General features: G+C 69.9%; 14 protein-coding genes. 12 read left to right on the plus strand and 2 right to left on the minus strand.

What is annotated here, in order from left to right; all coding sequences use genetic code 11:
• Positions 1 to 15: 15 nt before the first annotated feature.
• The 6 genes from ruvB (at position 16) to relA (ending at position 8,240) form a co-directional block, all read left to right on the plus strand.
• Positions 16 to 1,083, plus strand: a complete 1,068-nt coding sequence (ruvB, locus tag ACGFR9_RS16330) for a Holliday junction branch migration DNA helicase RuvB (RefSeq protein WP_393208237.1) — start codon at positions 16 to 18, stop codon at positions 1,081 to 1,083.
• 165 nt (positions 1,084 to 1,248) lie between these two features.
• Positions 1,249 to 1,749 carry a preprotein translocase subunit YajC gene (gene yajC, locus ACGFR9_RS16335; RefSeq protein WP_393208240.1) on the plus strand — a complete coding sequence of 167 codons (501 nt, stop codon included), beginning with the start codon at positions 1,249 to 1,251 and terminating at the stop codon, positions 1,747 to 1,749.
• Positions 1,750 to 1,881: 132 nt separating this feature from the next.
• Positions 1,882 to 3,660, plus strand: coding sequence for a protein translocase subunit SecD (gene secD / locus ACGFR9_RS16340; RefSeq protein WP_311645379.1), 1,779 nt, complete (start codon positions 1,882 to 1,884; stop codon positions 3,658 to 3,660).
• 3 nt (positions 3,661 to 3,663) lie between these two features.
• Entirely contained in the window at positions 3,664 to 4,782 is a 1,119-nt protein-coding gene (secF, locus tag ACGFR9_RS16345; RefSeq protein ID WP_393208243.1) for a protein translocase subunit SecF, read from the plus strand.
• Entirely contained in the window at positions 4,779 to 5,318 is a 540-nt protein-coding gene (locus ACGFR9_RS16350; protein WP_030221672.1) for an adenine phosphoribosyltransferase, read from the plus strand. The genes secF and ACGFR9_RS16350 overlap by 4 nt, the downstream gene beginning before the upstream one ends.
• Positions 5,319 to 5,708: 390 nt before the next feature.
• Positions 5,709 to 8,240: a GTP pyrophosphokinase gene (gene relA / locus ACGFR9_RS16355; RefSeq protein WP_393208247.1), complete on the plus strand. Its 2,532-nt coding sequence runs from the start codon at positions 5,709 to 5,711 to the stop codon at positions 8,238 to 8,240.
• 89 nt (positions 8,241 to 8,329) lie between these two features.
• Here relA and ACGFR9_RS16360 read toward each other — a convergent pair whose 3' ends face one another.
• Positions 8,330 to 9,559 (minus strand): DUF349 domain-containing protein, encoded by a 1,230-nt coding sequence (locus tag ACGFR9_RS16360; RefSeq protein WP_393208250.1) that lies wholly within the window; start codon positions 9,557 to 9,559, stop codon positions 8,330 to 8,332.
• A gap of 139 nt (positions 9,560 to 9,698) precedes the next feature.
• Positions 9,699 to 10,520, minus strand: a complete 822-nt coding sequence (locus ACGFR9_RS16365) for a peptidylprolyl isomerase (RefSeq protein WP_393208253.1) — start codon at positions 10,518 to 10,520, stop codon at positions 9,699 to 9,701.
• A gap of 181 nt (positions 10,521 to 10,701) precedes the next feature.
• Here ACGFR9_RS16365 and ACGFR9_RS16370 point away from each other — a divergent pair, with 181 nt between their 5' ends.
• The 6 genes from ACGFR9_RS16370 to ACGFR9_RS16395 all read left to right on the plus strand — a co-directional run bounded on the left by ACGFR9_RS16370 (position 10,702) and on the right by ACGFR9_RS16395 (position 16,565).
• Positions 10,702 to 11,418 (plus strand): MBL fold metallo-hydrolase, encoded by a 717-nt coding sequence (locus ACGFR9_RS16370; protein ID WP_393208256.1) that lies wholly within the window; start codon positions 10,702 to 10,704, stop codon positions 11,416 to 11,418.
• 11 nt (positions 11,419 to 11,429) lie between these two features.
• Complete coding sequence (hisS, locus tag ACGFR9_RS16375; RefSeq protein ID WP_393208259.1) at positions 11,430 to 12,692, plus strand: histidine--tRNA ligase; 1,263 nt, start codon at positions 11,430 to 11,432, stop codon at positions 12,690 to 12,692.
• 245 nt (positions 12,693 to 12,937) lie between these two features.
• On the plus strand, positions 12,938 to 13,606 hold the full coding sequence (locus ACGFR9_RS16380; RefSeq protein WP_311645392.1) for a vitamin K epoxide reductase family protein: 669 nt from the start codon (positions 12,938 to 12,940) through the stop codon (positions 13,604 to 13,606).
• 44 nt (positions 13,607 to 13,650) lie between these two features.
• Complete coding sequence (locus ACGFR9_RS16385; RefSeq protein WP_393208262.1) at positions 13,651 to 15,006, plus strand: replication-associated recombination protein A; 1,356 nt, start codon at positions 13,651 to 13,653, stop codon at positions 15,004 to 15,006.
• 299 nt (positions 15,007 to 15,305) lie between these two features.
• Positions 15,306 to 15,920, plus strand: a complete 615-nt coding sequence (rpsD, locus tag ACGFR9_RS16390; protein WP_311645396.1) for a 30S ribosomal protein S4 — start codon at positions 15,306 to 15,308, stop codon at positions 15,918 to 15,920.
• Between the two features lie 201 nt (positions 15,921 to 16,121).
• Positions 16,122 to 16,565: a DUF948 domain-containing protein gene (locus tag ACGFR9_RS16395; protein WP_393208570.1), complete on the plus strand. Its 444-nt coding sequence runs from the start codon at positions 16,122 to 16,124 to the stop codon at positions 16,563 to 16,565.
• The last annotated feature ends 5 nt before the right edge of the window (positions 16,566 to 16,570 follow it).

The following is a 16,570-nucleotide window of genomic DNA, read 5'->3' on the forward strand; positions in this document are numbered from 1 at the left end:
ACTGAGGCCACACGCATGAACTGGGACGACACCACCGACGCCGACGGCGAGCGGCTGGTGGGCCCTGTCGCCGACCGCGAGGACCAGGCCGTCGAGGCCGCGCTGCGCCCGAAGGACCTGGGCGAGTTCATCGGCCAGGAGAAGGTCCGCGAGCAGCTCGACCTCGTGCTGCGCGCCGCCCGCGCGCGCGGCGCCACCGCCGACCATGTGCTGCTCTCGGGAGCCCCCGGACTCGGCAAGACCACCCTCTCCATGATCATCGCCGCCGAGATGGAAGCCCCCATCCGCATCACCTCGGGCCCCGCCATCCAGCACGCCGGCGACCTCGCGGCGATCCTCTCCTCCCTCCAGGAGGGCGAGGTCCTCTTCCTCGACGAGATCCACCGCATGTCCCGGCCCGCCGAGGAGATGCTCTACATGGCGATGGAGGACTTCCGCGTCGACGTGATCGTCGGCAAGGGCCCCGGCGCCACCGCCATCCCGCTCGAACTGCCCCCGTTCACCCTGGTCGGCGCCACCACCCGAGCGGGCCTGCTGCCGCCCCCGCTGCGCGACCGCTTCGGTTTCACCGCGCACATGGAGTTCTACGAACCCACCGAGCTGGAGCGGGTCGTCCACCGCTCCGCGAGTCTCCTCGACGTGGAGATCGACGCCAACGGCGCCGCGGAGATCGCGGGCCGCTCCCGCGGCACACCCCGAATCGCCAACCGGCTGCTGCGCCGCGTCCGGGACTACGCGCAGGTCAAGGCCGACGGAGTGATCAACCAGGACATCGCCGGGGCCGCCCTAGCCGTCTACGAGGTCGACTCCCGGGGCCTGGACCGGCTGGACCGGGCCGTCCTCGAGGCCCTGCTCAAGCTCTTCGGCGGCGGACCCGTCGGCCTCTCCACGCTCGCCGTCGCGGTCGGTGAGGAACGTGAGACCGTGGAAGAGGTGGCCGAACCCTTCCTCGTACGGGAGGGGCTGCTCGCCCGCACGCCGCGCGGGCGGGTCGCCACTCCTGCCGCATGGGCACATCTCGGCCTCACGCCGCCCCGCCCGGGAACCTCCGGAAACGGACAAGGGGACCTGTTCGGGGCGTGACGGCGAGGAGGATGGTCAGGGCAGGAACCCCGGTGCCATGCTGAGCGTTGTTCCCTGCGCGCGGACTCGCTTAGACTCCGCCGATGCCACCCTTGTCGGCGGCACCACATACCCCCAACGATCAGGCCGTTCACCAGCGCGGTCGTGTGAAGGAAGTTCCGTCCCGTGAGTCTCCTGACCCTCCTCCCGTTCATTGTGCTCATCGGGGCCATGTTCCTGATGACCCGGTCGGCCAAGAAGAAGCAGCAGCAGGCCATCGACATGCGGAACCAGATGCAGCCCGGTTCCGGCGTCCGCACCATCGGGGGCATGTACGCCACGGTCAAGGAGGTCAGTGAGGACACGGTCCTCCTCGACGCCGGCCCGGGCGTGGACCTGCTGTTCGCCAAGAACTCGATCGGTGCCGTCCTGACCGACGAGGAGTACAACCGGATCGTCCACGGCATCGAACACGACCTGAAGTCCGACGCCGACATCGTCCCCGACGACGCCTCCTCCCTCACCGAGACCGACGACTCCTCCGACGCTGCCGCCGCATCCGACGACACGCCTGTCGACCTCGGCAAGAAGGACGCGGCCGACGAGCCGGCCGACGCCGAACCCGCCGACGAGGCGAAGGCGGACGCGCAGCCGAAGAAGTCCGACGGCGACTCCGAGGCGAAGTAGTCGTGTCCCGGGGCGCGCGGGTACCGCCCGCGCGCCCCGGGACACGCCCGACTCGCACGAGGTCCCGACACCACGTCATGGCGGCCCGCCCGGTGATCCGGCGCGAGGCGGCCCGAGAGGGAGTACGAGAAGGTGGCAGCAGTCAAAAAGGGACGGAACGCGAGCGCCACAAGTAAGCCGTGGCGCTCGCTCGCTCTGATCCTTATCGCCATCGTGGCGCTCACCGGAGCGATGTTCGTCTCCGGTCACAAGACTCCGCGTCTCGGTATCGACCTGGCCGGCGGTACGAGCATCACGCTGGCAGCGGTCCCCGAGGCCGGCCAGGAGTCCGCGATCAACAAGACCAACATGGACACGGCGGTCTCCATCATGGAGCGCCGGGTCAACGGCCTCGGTGTCTCCGAGGCCGAGGTCCAGACGCAGGGCACCCGCAACATCATCGTCAACATTCCCAAGGGCACGAACTCCAAGCAGGCCCGGGAACAGGTCGGCACCACCGCCAAGCTGTACTTCCGTCCCGTCCTCGCCACCGAACTCGCCGGCGGCGGCGCCGCCCCGACGCCCAGCGCGACCGGCGACGGCTCGGAGCAGGACACCGGCCAGGACAAGGCGACCGACAAGGCCACGGACAAGTCCACGGAGAAGGCGACCGACGGCTCCTCCCCGTCGGCGAGCGCCACCACCCAGGGCCGTGCCGTCACCGACGCCCTGAAGGCCGACGAGACGCCCTCCGCCTCCCCGAGCGGCACGACCGGGGACGAGGCCAGCCCCTCCGCGACCGGCGGCACCTCCGGCGACGCGGACAGCAAGCTCCAGGCCCAGTACGCCGCGCTCGACTGCACCAAGGAGAGCGTCCGCGCCAAGGCCGGTGACGGCTCCAAGTCCACCGACTCCACGGTCGCCTGCGGCCAGAACTCCCAGGGCCAGTGGCAGAAGTACCTCCTCGGCCCCGCCGCGGTCGACGGCACCGAGGTCGACAAGGCCGACGCCGTCCTGAACACCCAGTCCGGCGCCGGCTGGACCGTCACGATGGACTTCAGCGACAAGGGTTCCAAGAAGTTCGCCGACATCACCGGCAAGCTGGCCCAGAACCAGTCCCCGCAGAACCAGTTCGCCATCGTCCTGGACAACGAGGTCGTCTCCGACCCCTACGTCAGCCAGGCCCTGACCGGCGGCAGCGCCGAGATCTCCGGCAACTTCAATCAGCAGTCGTCCGAGGAACTGGCGAACATGCTGTCGTACGGCGCCCTGCCGCTGACCTTCCGCGAGGACAGTGTCACCACGGTCACCGCCGCGCTCGGCGGCGAGCAGCTGAAGGCCGGTCTGATCGCCGGTGCCATCGGCCTCGCCCTGGTCGTCATCTACCTGCTGCTCTACTACCGCGGCCTGTCCTTCATCGCCATCGCCTCCCTGCTGGTCTCCGCGGCCCTCACCTACGTGATCATGTCGCTGCTCGGCCCGGCCATCGGCTTCGCGCTGAACCTGCCGGCCGTGTGCGGTGCCATCGTCGCGATCGGCATCACGGCGGACTCGTTCATCGTGTTCTTCGAACGGGTCCGGGACGAGATCCGCGAGGGCCGCACCCTGCGCCCCTCCGTGGAGCGTGCCTGGCCGCGCGCCCGGCGCACCATCCTGGTCTCCGACTTCGTGTCGTTCCTCGCCGCCGCGGTCCTCTTCGTGGTCACCGTCGGAAAGGTCCAGGGCTTCGCGTTCACGCTGGGGCTGACCACCGTCCTCGACGTCGTCGTGGTGTTCCTCTTCACCAAGCCGCTGCTGACGCTGATGGCCCGCCGGAAGTTCTTCGCCAGCGGCCACAAGTGGTCCGGTCTCGACCCGAAGGCACTGGGCGCGAAACCGCCCCTGCGCCGTACCCGCCGTACCTCCGCCCCCACGCAGACGAAGGAGGCGTGAGACATGTCGAAACTCGGCACCCTCGGGGCCCGACTGCATCACGGTGAGGTCGGCTACGACTTCATCAAGAACCGCAAGATCTGGTACGGCATCTCCATCCTGATCACCATCACGGCCATCGTCGGCCTGGCGGTGCGCGGGCTGCACATGGGCATCGAGTTCCAGGGCGGCGCGGTCTTCACCACCCCGAAGAACATGACCGTCTCCGTCGCCACGGCCGAGGGCTACGCGGAGGACGCGTCCGGCCACGACGCGATCGTCCAGCAGCTCGGCGACGGCAGCATGCGCATCCAGGTCGCGGGTATCGACACCAAGACCTCGGACGGCATCAAGGACCAGCTCGCCAAGGACCTCAAGGTCGACGGCGAGCGGATCAACGCCGAACTGGTCGGCCCCAGCTGGGGTGAACAGATCGCCAACAAGGCCTGGCAGGGCCTCGGCATCTTCATGTTCCTCGTCGTGATCTATCTGGCGATCGCGTTCGAGTGGCGCATGGCCGTCGCCGCGTTCGTCGCCCTGATCCACGACATCACCATCACCGTCGGCATCTACGCCCTCGTCGGGTTCGAGGTGACGCCGGGCACGGTGATCGGTCTGCTCACCATCCTCGGCTACTCGCTGTACGACACGGTGGTCGTCTTCGACAGCCTCAAGGAACAGACCAGGGACATCACCAAGCAGACCCGCTGGACGTACAGCGAGATCGCGAACCGTTCGATCAACAGCACCCTGGTCCGCTCCATCAACACGACGGTGGTCGCGCTGCTGCCGGTCGGCGGTCTGCTGTTCATCGGCGGCGGTGTCCTCGGCGCCGGAATGCTGAACGACATCTCGCTGTCGCTGTTCGTCGGCCTCGCCGCCGGTGCGTACTCCTCGATCTTCATCGCCACGCCGCTCGTCGCGGACCTCAAGGAGCTCGAGCCGTCGATGAAGTCGCTGAAGAAGCGCGTCCTCGCCAAGCGCGCCCAGGGCGGGGCCACGGGCGAGACGCAGGACGCCGCGGTCACCGACGGGGACTACGACGACGAGGCCGAGGACGCCGCCCCCGCGGTCGTCGGCCCGCGCGCCCAGGCGGCGTCCCGTACCCGCGGGCGGGGCCGTCCCTCCGGGAAGCGCCGATGACCGAGATCCGGGACCTGCTCCTCAGCCGTATCCGGGACGTGGCGGACTACCCGGAGCCGGGCGTGATGTTCAAGGACATCACCCCGCTCCTGGCGGACCCCGCGGCGTTCACCGCGCTCAGTGACGCCCTGGCCGACATCGCCCGCGCCACCGGCGCCACGAAGATCGTCGGTCTGGAGGCCCGTGGGTTCATCCTCGGCGCCCCGGTCGCGATCCGCGCGGGGCTCGGCTTCATCCCCGTACGCAAGGCGGGCAAGCTCCCCGGAGCGACCCTCAGCCAGGCGTACGACCTGGAGTACGGCTCCGCCGAGATCGAGGTGCACGCGGAGGATCTGAGCACCGCCGACCGTGTTCTGGTGGTCGACGACGTCCTCGCCACCGGCGGTACCGCCGAGGCGTCGGTCCAGCTCATCCGCAGGGCGGGGGCCGAGGTCGCGGGCCTGGCCGTCCTGATGGAGCTCGGCTTCCTCGGCGGGCGGGCCCGGCTGGAACCGGTTCTGGGCGGTGCGCCGCTGGAGGCGCTGCTCATCGTCTGACCGCGTCGCCGACGCACACCACCGCGCGGGCGGGTCCGGATTCCTCCGGGCCCGCCCGCGCGGCATGTCCACGCGGGCGGGCCCCCTGGTTCCTGCCCGAGGAGACGCGTACGAGCTCCGTCGGGTGCGGGTTGCGCGGCCGGGCGCTCACGGGGTGCCGTCGCGCCCGCCCAGGGGGGTTGGGCGGTGGCCCGGTGTGGGCGCCGGCCTGCGGTGATGTCCGGCAGGAGGGGGGCCCGGGGGAGGGCCGGGGAATGCGGGGGGTGGCCAAGGTGTTGCGGGAGTGGAGGGGGATCACATCCGCCCGCAGGGCATCTGAAGGCGCGGGCTCGCTACCATGGGGGCTCCGGAGCCTGACCGGGGGACCCGGATCGCGCACGAGGAGTCCTCTTGCCAGACGAGGCCCAGCACCTGACCGCCGCCAAGCCCGAGTCCGCCTCGGCGGCCGCGGCGAAGCCCGCGCCGAGCGCGCCCCACGCGAAGAACGACTCGCGCGGGCCGGTCCAGCACGCCCAGTCCGCGCCGGTGGACAAGCCCGAGCAGCCGCGCCCCAAGCCGGCCCCGACCGAGCGTTCCGCGTCGCTGGCCCGCCCCAACACCGGCCAGCCCCGCTCCGGCTCCTCCAACCGCGTCCGCGCCCGCCTCGCCCGTCTCGGCGTCCAGCGTGCCAACCCGTACAACCCGGTCCTCGAGCCGCTGCTGCGGATCGTCCGCGGCAACGACCCCAAGATCGAGAACGCCACGCTCCGCCAGATCGAGCGCGCCTACCAGGTCGCCGAGCGCTGGCACCGCGGTCAGAAGCGCAAGAGCGGCGACCCGTACATCACGCACCCGCTCGCCGTGACCACCATCCTCGCCGAGCTGGGCATGGACCCGGCGACGCTGATGGCCGGCCTGCTCCACGACACCGTCGAGGACACCGAGTACGGACTGGAGGACCTGCGCCGCGACTTCGGCGACGTCGTCACGCTCCTCGTCGACGGCGTCACCAAGCTGGACAAGGTCAAGTTCGGCGAGGCCGCGCAGGCCGAGACCGTACGCAAGATGGTCGTCGCCATGGCGAAGGACCCCCGCGTCCTGGTCATCAAGCTCGCCGACCGCCTGCACAACATGCGCACCATGCGCTACCTCAAGCGCGAGAAGCAGGAGAAGAAGGCGCGCGAGACCCTGGAGATCTACGCGCCGCTCGCCCACCGCCTGGGCATGAACACCATCAAATGGGAGCTGGAGGACCTCGCCTTCGCGATCCTCTACCCCAAGATGTACGACGAGATCGTCCGCCTCGTCGCCGAGCGCGCCCCCAAGCGCGACGAGTACCTCGCCATCGTCACCGACGAGGTGCAGCAGGACCTGCGCGCCGCCCGGATCAAGGCCACCGTCACCGGCCGCCCCAAGCACTACTACAGCGTCTACCAGAAGATGATCGTCCGCGGCCGTGACTTCGCGGAGATCTACGACCTGGTGGGCATCCGCGTCCTCGTGGACACCGTCCGCGACTGCTACGCGGCCCTCGGCACGGTGCACGCGCGATGGAACCCGGTCCCCGGCCGGTTCAAGGACTACATCGCGATGCCCAAGTTCAACATGTACCAGTCGCTGCACACGACGGTCATCGGCCCCGGCGGCAAGCCCGTCGAACTGCAGATCCGCACCTTCGACATGCACCGCCGCGCGGAGTACGGCATCGCCGCGCACTGGAAGTACAAGCAGGAGGCCGTCGCGGGGGCCTCAAAGGTCCGCACCGACGTCCCGAAAGGACCTGCCGGCAAGGCCGGCAAGGACAACGCCGCCATCAACGACATGGCGTGGCTGCGCCAGCTCCTCGACTGGCAGAAGGAGACCGAGGACCCGGGCGAGTTCCTGGAGTCCCTGCGCTTCGACCTGTCCCGCAACGAGGTCTTCGTCTTCACCCCCAAGGGCGACGTCATAGCGCTCCCCGCCGGTGCCACCCCGGTGGACTTCGCCTACGCGGTCCACACCGAGGTCGGCCACCGCACCATCGGGGCGCGGGTCAACGGCCGTCTCGTCCCGCTCGAATCGACCCTCGACAACGGCGACCTGGTCGAGGTCTTCACCTCCAAGGCGGCCGGCGCGGGCCCCTCCCGCGACTGGCTCGGCTTCGTGAAGTCGCCGCGCGCCCGCAACAAGATCCGTGCCTGGTTCTCCAAGGAGCGCCGCGACGAGGCGATCGAGCAGGGCAAGGACTCCATCGTCCGCGCGATGCGCAAGCAGAACCTGCCGATCCAGCGCATCCTCACCGGCGACTCCCTGGTCACGCTGGCGCACGAGATGCGCTACTCGGACATCTCCGCGCTGTACGCGGCGATCGGCGAAGGCCATGTCTCCGCGCAGAACATCGTGCAGAAGCTCGTCCAGGCCCTCGGCGGCGAGGAGGCGGCCACCGAGGAGATCGACGAGTCGGTCCCGCCGGCCCGCAGCCGTAAACGCCGCTCCAGTGCCGACCCCGGTGTCGTCGTCAAGGGCGTCGAGGACGTCTGGGTGAAGCTGGCCCGCTGCTGTACGCCGGTACCCGGCGACCCGATCATCGGATTCGTGACCCGCGGCAGCGGCGTATCGGTGCACCGCAGCGACTGCGTCAACGTCGACTCGCTGTCCCGGGAGCCCGAGCGGATCCTCGACGTCGAGTGGGCCCCCACCCAGTCCTCGGTGTTCCTGGTCGCCATCCAGGTCGAGGCCCTGGACCGGTCCCGGCTGCTGTCGGACGTCACCCGGGTCCTGTCCGACCAGCACGTCAACATCCTGTCCGCGGCCGTCCAGACCTCGCGCGACCGTGTCGCCACCTCCCGCTTCACCTTCGAGATGGGCGACCCCAAGCACCTCGGCCATGTCCTGAAGGCCGTACGCGGCGTGGAGGGCGTCTACGACGTCTACCGCGTCACCTCGGCCCGCAACCGCACATAGGAACCCCGCAACCGCACGTGGGAACACGGAAGAGGGCCCCGTACGCGAAGTACGGGGCCCCTCTTCTCTTCCGTGTGCCTGGCGCGGGCTCAGCCGCCGAACTCGTGCAGACCCTTCAGCGCCTGGTCCAGCAGCGCCTGGCGGCCCTCCAGCTCCCGCTCGAGCTTGTCCGCCTTGGCGGAGTTGCCCTGCGCCCTGGCCTGCTCGATCTGGCCCTTCAGCTTGTCCACGGCGGCCTGGAGCTGACCCGTCAGACCCGCGGCACGCGCGCGTGCCTCCGGGTTCGTGCGGCGCCACTCCGACTCCTCGGCCTCCTGGAGCGCCCGCTCCACGGTGTGCATCCGGCCCTCGACCTTCGGGCGGGCGTCCCTCGGCACATGGCCGATGGCCTCCCAGCGCTCGTTGATCCCGCGGAACGCGGCCCGCGCGGCCTTCAGATCCGTGATCGGCAGAAGCTTCTCGGCCTCCCCGGCCAGCTCCTCCTTGAGCTTGAGGTTCTCCGTCTGCTCCGCGTCACGCTCGGCGAAGACCGAGCTGCGGGCGGCGAAGAAGACGTCCTGCGCACCGCGGAAGCGGTTCCACAGATCGTCCTCGTGCTCGCGCTGGGCGCGGCCGGCGGCCTTCCACTCCGTCATCAGCTCGCGGTAACGGGCGGCCGTCTGCCCCCAGTCCGTCGAGTTCGACAGCGACTCGGCCTCGGCGACCAGCCGCTCCTTGGCCTGGCGGGCGTCCTCGCGCTGCGCGTCCAGCTGCGCGAAGTGCTGCTTGCGCCGCTTGGAGAACGCCGACCGCGCGTGCGAGAACCGGTGCCACAGCTCGTCGTCCGACTTGCGGTCCAGTCGCGGCAGGCCCTTCCAGGTGTCCACCAGCGCCCGCAGCCGCTCACCGGCGGCCCGCCACTGGTCGGACTGCGCCAGCCCCTCCGCCTCGACGACCAGCGCCTCCTTGGCGTGCCGCGCCTCGTCGGACTGCTTGGCCCGCTGAGCCTTGCGCTCCTCACGGCGCGCGTCCACCAGTTCCACGAGCTTGTCCAGCCGGGCCCTGAGCGCGTCCAGATCCCCGACCGCGTGATGGGCGTCCACCTGCTCGCGCAGATGCCCGATCGCGGTCTGGGCGTCCTTGGACGACAGGTCGGTGGTCTTCACTCGCTTCTCGAGGAGGCCGATCTCGACAACCAGGCCCTCGTACTTGCGCTCGAAGTAGGCCAGAGCCTCCTCGGGGGAGCCGGCCTGCCAGGAACCGACGACCTGCTCGCCCTCGGCCGTACGCACGTACACGGTCCCCGTCTCGTCGACGCGGCCCCACGGGTCGCTGCTCACAGCGCCTCCTCCACATGATGCCGTCGAGGGGGCCTCGAAGCTCCCCCGGGCATCGTCCACAGTTTCGTCACGGCCAACATAGGCGACCGACGGGATGCCTGTCCGCATCCCGCGCGACCGAAATTTCGCAGTTGAGGGGTCAGGATTCGGTGACGGTCGCCTTGTCGATCACGACCGTCGCGTTGGGCGCCCCGTCGCCGGCTCCGGTGCTCTCTCCGGCCTCGGCGATCTTCTGCAGGACCTTCATGCCGGCGTCCGAGAGAGTGCCGAACGGTGTGTAGCTGGGCGGGAGCTGACTGTCCTGGTAGACCAGGAAGAACTGGCTGCCGCCACTGTCCTTCTGCCCGGTGTTGGCCATCGCGACCGTGCCCGCCGGGTAGATGTTGTCCTTCAGGCTTTTGTCCTTCAGGTTCTCGTCCGGGATCGTGTAGCCGGGGCCGCCGGTGCCCATGCCCGTCGGGTCACCGCACTGCAGCACGTAGATGCCGTTCGTGGTGAGCCGGTGGCACTTGCTGTGGTCGAAGTAGCCCTTGTTCGCGAGGAAGTCGAACGAGTTGACCGTGTGCGGGGCCGCCGACGCCTTCAGGTCCACGTCGATGGCGCCACAGGTCGTGTCCAGCGTCAGGGTGTACTTCGCCGACTTGTCGATGGACATCGCCGGCTCCTTCTTCCAGGTCTCCGACTTGACCTTGCCCTCCGCGGGCTTCTCGCACGGGTCCGGCGCCTTGCTCGGCGCGGAGGCGCTCGGCGTGACCTCCGCGTTCGCGTTGGTCTTGTCGTCGTCCTGCTCCAGCGCCCCGGTCGCGTACAGCGCGCCGCTGCCCACGAGGATCACACCGAGCACGGACGCGATCACCGAGCTGCGCATCCGCGACTTCCGCCGCGCCTGAGTGCGCCGCTGCTGCTGCCGCAAGAACTTCTCCCGGGCGAGCTGACGCCGCCGCTGTTCCTGGCTGACCACCGGGTTCTCTCCTCAATGCGTCTCGTGTACCGGCCGGTACGCGTGCGTGCGGTGATGCCGACCGCCTGCGTGTGCCCCGTACCGTATATGGGTTCGCTGAGGAATCGGCAGCGCCGGTAGGCTCTGACGACGGGCGCAGCCCCGCCGCAAGCCTCCCGTATCCACACAACGAAGGACGATCGTGCTCATTGCCGGGTTCCCCGCCGGGGCCTGGGGGACGAACTGTTATCTCGTCGCCCCCGCCGCCGGTGAGGAGTGCGTGATCATCGACCCCGGCCACCAGGCCGCCGACGGCGTCGCGGAGGCGGTCCGCAAGCACCGGCTCAAGCCCGTCGCCGTCGTCCTCACCCACGGCCACATCGACCATGTCGCCTCGGTCGTCCCGGTGTGCGGAGCGCACGGTGTACCGGCCTGGATCCACCCCGAGGACCGGTACATGATGCGCGACCCCGAGAAGGGCATCGGACGCGCCATCGGCATGCCGCTGATGGGCGAGCTGACGGTGGGGGAGCCGGACGACGTCAAGGAGCTCACCGACGGCGCGACGCTGGGGCTGGCCGGTCTGGAACTGGCCGTGTCCCACGCGCCGGGCCATACCAAGGGGTCGGTGACCTTCGGCCTGCCCGAGGCGGCGGACATCCCGCCCGTCTTCTTCTCGGGCGACCTGCTGTTCGCCGGCTCCATCGGACGCACCGACCTGCCCGGCGGTGACATGGCCGAGATGCTCGACTCGCTGGCACGCGTGTGCCTGCCGCTCGACGACTCGACCGTGGTGCTGTCCGGCCACGGCCCCCAGACGACCATCGGCCAGGAGCGCGCCGCCAACCCGTATCTGCGGCAGGTGGCGGCAGACCGCCAGGAACGCGGCGCCACCGAGGCTCCCCGACGAGGAATGTGACGAGACCTTCCGTGAGCACCTTCAAGGCCCCCAGGGGCACCTACGACCTGATCCCGCCGGACAGCGCCAAGTACCTCGCCGTCCGCGAGGCCATCGCCGCGCCGCTGCGGGGCTCCGGCTACGGCTACATCGAGACGCCCGGCTTCGAGAGCGTCGAGCTGTTCGCGCGCGGTGTCGGCGAGTCCACCGACATCGTCTCCAAGGAGATGTACGCCTTCGAGACCAAGAGCGGCACCCGGCTCGCCCTGCGCCCCGAAGGCACCGCCTCCGTACTGCGCGCCGCCCTGGAGGCCAACCTGCACAAGGCGGGCAACCTCCCGGTCAAGCTCTGGTACTCCGGCTCGTACTACCGCTACGAGCGCCCCCAGAAGGGCCGTTACCGCCACTTCTCGCAGGTGGGCGCCGAGGCGATCGGCGCGGAGGACCCGGCGCTCGACGCCGAGCTGATCATCCTCGCCGACCAGGCGTACCGCTCACTGGGCCTGCAGAACTTCCGCATCCTGCTCAACAGCCTCGGCGACAAGGAGTGCCGTCCCGTGTACCGGGCCGCGCTCCAGGACTTCCTGCGCGGACTCGACCTGGACGAGGACACGCTGCGCCGCGCCGAGATCAACCCGCTGCGCGTCCTGGACGACAAGCGCGAGTCGGTGCAGAAGCAGCTCACCGGCGCGCCCCTGCTGCGGGACTACCTCTGCGACGCCTGCAAGGCGTACCACGAGGAGGTCCGTGAACTGATCACGGCGGCGGGCGTCTCCTTCGAGGACGACGCCAAGCTGGTGCGCGGCCTGGACTACTACACGCGCACCACCTTCGAGTTCGTCCACGACGGCCTCGGCTCCCAGTCCGCGGTGGGCGGCGGCGGCCGCTACGACGGACTGTCCGAGATGATCGGCGGCCCCGCGCTGCCGTCCGTCGGCTGGGCCCTCGGCGTCGACCGCACCGTGCTGGCCCTGGAGGCGGAGGGCGTCGAGCTCGAACTCCCCACCACCACCAGCGTGTTCGCCGTCCCGCTCGGCGAGGATGCCCGCCGGGTGCTGTTCGCCAAGGTCACCGAGCTGCGCAAGAACGGCGTGGCCGCGGACTTCTCGTACGGCGCCAAGGGTCTCAAGGCGGCGATGAAGGCAGCCAACCGCTCGGGCGCCCGCTACGCGCTGGTGCTCGGCGAGCGCGACCTCGCCGAGGGCGTCGTCCAGCTCAAGGACATGGAGTCCGGCGAGCAGTCGGCGGTCGGCGTCAACGAGATCGTGGCGGAACTGGAGTCACGGCTCGGCTGAGCCGCCCGCACCCACCAGGGCGCCGGACCCCCGCGCGGGGCACCGGCGCCTTCGCCGTCACCCGGCCGGATGAACCGGAAGGGATCGTATGTACGGCCCTCCCTCAGGGATCGGCCGAAACCCCACGCCCACGGGCGAACCCCGGTATGTCCTTATGCCCGCACAGCGGCGGACCCACAGCTCCGTACGGCACAATGGCCCCTGCCCGAAGCAGGTCCACACTCTCCAGTGACGGAATCGGCGTGATGAGCAAGACGACAGTCAGGGACGTCGACATGGAGCCCGAACCCTCGGCCGCGCCGCGGCGCACCGCCTCCGCGCCGCGCACGGAAGGCGCGAGCCGGGCCTTCGCCCTGCTCCTGGTGATCACCGGTGCCGCCGGTGTACTCGCCGCCTGGGTGATCACGCTCGACAAGTTCAAGCTGCTCGAGGCCAAGGTCAAGGGCGAGACGTTCGTCCCCGGCTGCAGCCTCAACCCCGTCGTCTCCTGCGGCAGTGTCATGGAGAGCGACCAGGCATCCGTCTTCGGCTTCCCCAACCCGATGCTCGGCCTCGTCACCTACGGCATCGTCGTCTGTGTCGGCATGAGCCTGCTCGCCCGGGCCCGCTTCCCGCGCTGGTACTGGCTCACCCTGAACGCGGGCACGCTCTTCGGCGTCGTCTTCTGCGCCTGGCTGATGTTCCAGTCGCTGTACCGGATCAACGCCCTGTGCCTGTGGTGCTGCCTGGCCTGGGTCGCCACGATCATCATGTTCTGGTACGTGACGTCGTTCAACATCCGCCAGGGCTTCCTGCCCGCCCCCGGCTGGCTGAAGAGCTTCTTCGGCGAGTTCACCTGGGTGATGCCGGTCCTGCACATCGGCATCATCGGCATGCTGATCCTGACCCGCTGGTGGGAGTTCTGGACCAGCTGATCACCCGGCGGGGCGTTGTCGGTGCGGTGGCTTAGGGTTTCAGCGTGGAGCCCGACCTGTTCACCGCCGCAGCCGAAGAACGCCAGGAGAAGGACCCGACCGGCAGTCCCCTGGCGGTCCGGATGCGCCCGCGCACCCTTGACGAGGTGGTGGGCCAGCAACACCTGCTGAAGCCGGGATCCCCCCTGCGCAGACTCGTCGGCGAGGGCGCCTCGGGCCCCGCGGGGCCCTCCTCGGTGATCCTCTGGGGCCCGCCCGGCACCGGCAAGACGACCCTCGCCTACGTCGTCTCCAAGGCCACCAACAAGCGCTTCGTCGAACTGTCGGCGATCACCGCGGGCGTCAAGGAGGTCCGTACCGTCATCGACGGCGCCCGCCGCGCCGCCGGCGGGTACGGCCAGGAGACCGTCCTCTTCCTCGACGAGATCCACCGCTTCAGCAAGGCCCAGCAGGACTCCCTGCTCCCCGCCGTGGAGAACCGCTGGGTCACCCTGATCGCCGCCACCACCGAGAACCCCTACTTCTCGGTCATCTCCCCGCTGCTCTCCCGCTCCCTCCTCCTCACCCTCGAACCGCTCACCGACGACGACGTCCGGGACCTGCTGAAGCGCGCCCTAACCGACGAGCGGGGCCTGAAGGGCGCCGTCACGCTCCCCGAGGACACCGAGAACCACTTCCTGCGGATCGCGGGCGGCGACGCCCGCCGCGCGCTCACCGCCCTGGAGGCCGCTGCCGGAGCCGCGCTGGACAAGGGCGAGGCGTCGATCACCCTGGCCACGCTGGAGGAGACGGTCGACCGGGCCGCGGTGAAGTACGACCGCGACGGCGACCAGCACTACGACGTGGCCAGCGCCCTGATCAAATCCATCCGCGGCTCCGACGTGGACGCCGCCCTGCACTACCTGGCCCGCATGATCGAAGCCGGCGAGGACCCCCGTTTCATCGCCCGCCGCCTGATGATCTCCGCCAGCGAGGACATCGGCCTCGCCGACCCGGGCGCGCTGCCCATCGCGGTCGCCGCCGCCCAGGCCGTCGCCATGATCGGCTTCCCCGAGGCCGCCCTCACCCTCAGCCACGCCACCATCGCCCTCGCACTGGCCCCCAAGTCCAACGCGGCCACCACCGCGATCGGCGCCGCCCTGGACGACGTACGCAAGGGACTGGCCGGACCCGTGCCGTCGCATCTGCGGGACAGCCACTACAAGGGCGCGACCAAGCTGGGACACGGCAAGGGCTACACCTACCCGCACGACCTGCCCGAGGGCATCGCCGCCCAGCAGTACGCGCCGGACGCCCTCAAGGACCGTACGTACTACGAGCCCACCCGGCACGGCGCGGAGGCGAGATACGCGGACGCGGTGGAGTGGACCAGGAAGCACCTCGGTCGGAAGCGGTCCTGACCACCCTGTAGACTCTCCGCAGTGCTGAGTCCCGTGTCCGGCCCCGGTCGGCGCCTCAGGCGGGACATCCAGCCGGATCTTCGATCCAGGAGCGTCGCGCACCGTCGTAGGTGTCGCGGGCAGCCCACCACCACCCCGTAAGTCCAGGGACCGGTCGGTGGGCCGTTCGTGTGCTGCACGTATGTGCCCAGACCAGGGAGCGGCTGCCCACCGGGTCCTCGCGGACCCGAGGGGAATTCCCCGGCTGCGGATGCGACCTCCCGTAACCCTGAGGCAGCCGAAAAGGAAAAGGAAAAGAAGTGGCGAACCAGCCCCGCCCCAAGGTCAAGAAGTCGCGTGCCCTCGGCATCGCGCTGACCCCCAAGGCCGTCAAGTACTTCGAGGCCCGCCCCTACCCGCCGGGTGAGCACGGCCGTGGCCGCAAGCAGAACTCGGACTACAAGGTCCGTCTGCTGGAGAAGCAGCGTCTGCGTGCGCAGTACGACCTCTCCGAGCGCCAGCTGGTCCGCGCCTACGAGCGTGCCTCCAAGACCTCGATGAAGACCGGCGAAGCCCTCGTCATCGAGCTTGAGCGCCGCCTCGACGCTCTGGTCCTGCGTTCGGGCATCGCCCGCACGATCTACCAGGCCCGCCAGATGGTCGTGCACGGCCACATCCAGGTCAACGGCAAGAAGGTCGACAAGCCTTCCTTCCGTGTCCGCCCGGACGACGTCGTGCAGGTGCGTGAGCGCAGCAAGGAGAAGACCCTCTTCACGATCGCCCGTGAAGGCGGCTTCGCCCCCGACGGTGAGATCCCGCGCTACCTCCAGGTGAACCTCAAGTCCCTGGCGTTCCGCCTGGACCGTGAGCCGAACCGCAAGGAGATCCCGGTGATCTGCGACGAGCAGCTCGTCGTCGAGTACTACGCCCGCTGACCCCAGCAGGCGCGCGGTATCCCGAACCCGCCGTCTCCCCGCCCCCTGTGGGCGGGCGAGGCGGCGGGTTCGTCGTCTCTTCCCACGACTCCACCCGCGGTGGACGGTAATCCGGTACGGAGTCCCGTCACCGGCGCGATAGGCTCGGGCGCACGACCTTTCTCGATGTTCAGGCGCGTTTCAAGGGAGCGGGTGCACACAGTGTCCGGTGGCGAGGTGGCCGGAATCCTGGTGGCCGTGTTCTGGGCGATCCTGGTCTCCTTCCTCGCGGTCGCGCTCGCGAGGCTGGCCCAGACGCTCCGGGCGACCACCAGGCTGGTGGCGGACGTGACCGACCAGGCCGTCCCCCTGCTGGCGGACGCCTCGACGGCGGTGCGGTCCGCGCAGACCCAGATCGAGCGGGTCGACGCGATCGCCTCCGACGTCCAGGAGGTCACCTCCAACGCCTCCGCGCTGTCGACCACCGTGGCCTCCACCTTCGGCGGCCCCCTGGTCAAGGTCGCCGCCTTCGGCTATGGCGTACGCCGAGCCGTCAGCGGCCGCAAGGACGACGCCCCGGCCAAGCCGTCGCGGCGCAACGTGATCGTGGGCCGCACGGTACCGGGCGCGCGGCGGGAGAAGCGGACCCGGGGAAAGAAGGACTGACCCAG

It is taken from the genome of Streptomyces sp. NPDC048584, from assembly GCF_043199595.1.
Classification (GTDB): Bacteria; Actinomycetota; Actinomycetes; order Streptomycetales; family Streptomycetaceae; genus Streptomyces; species Streptomyces edwardsiae.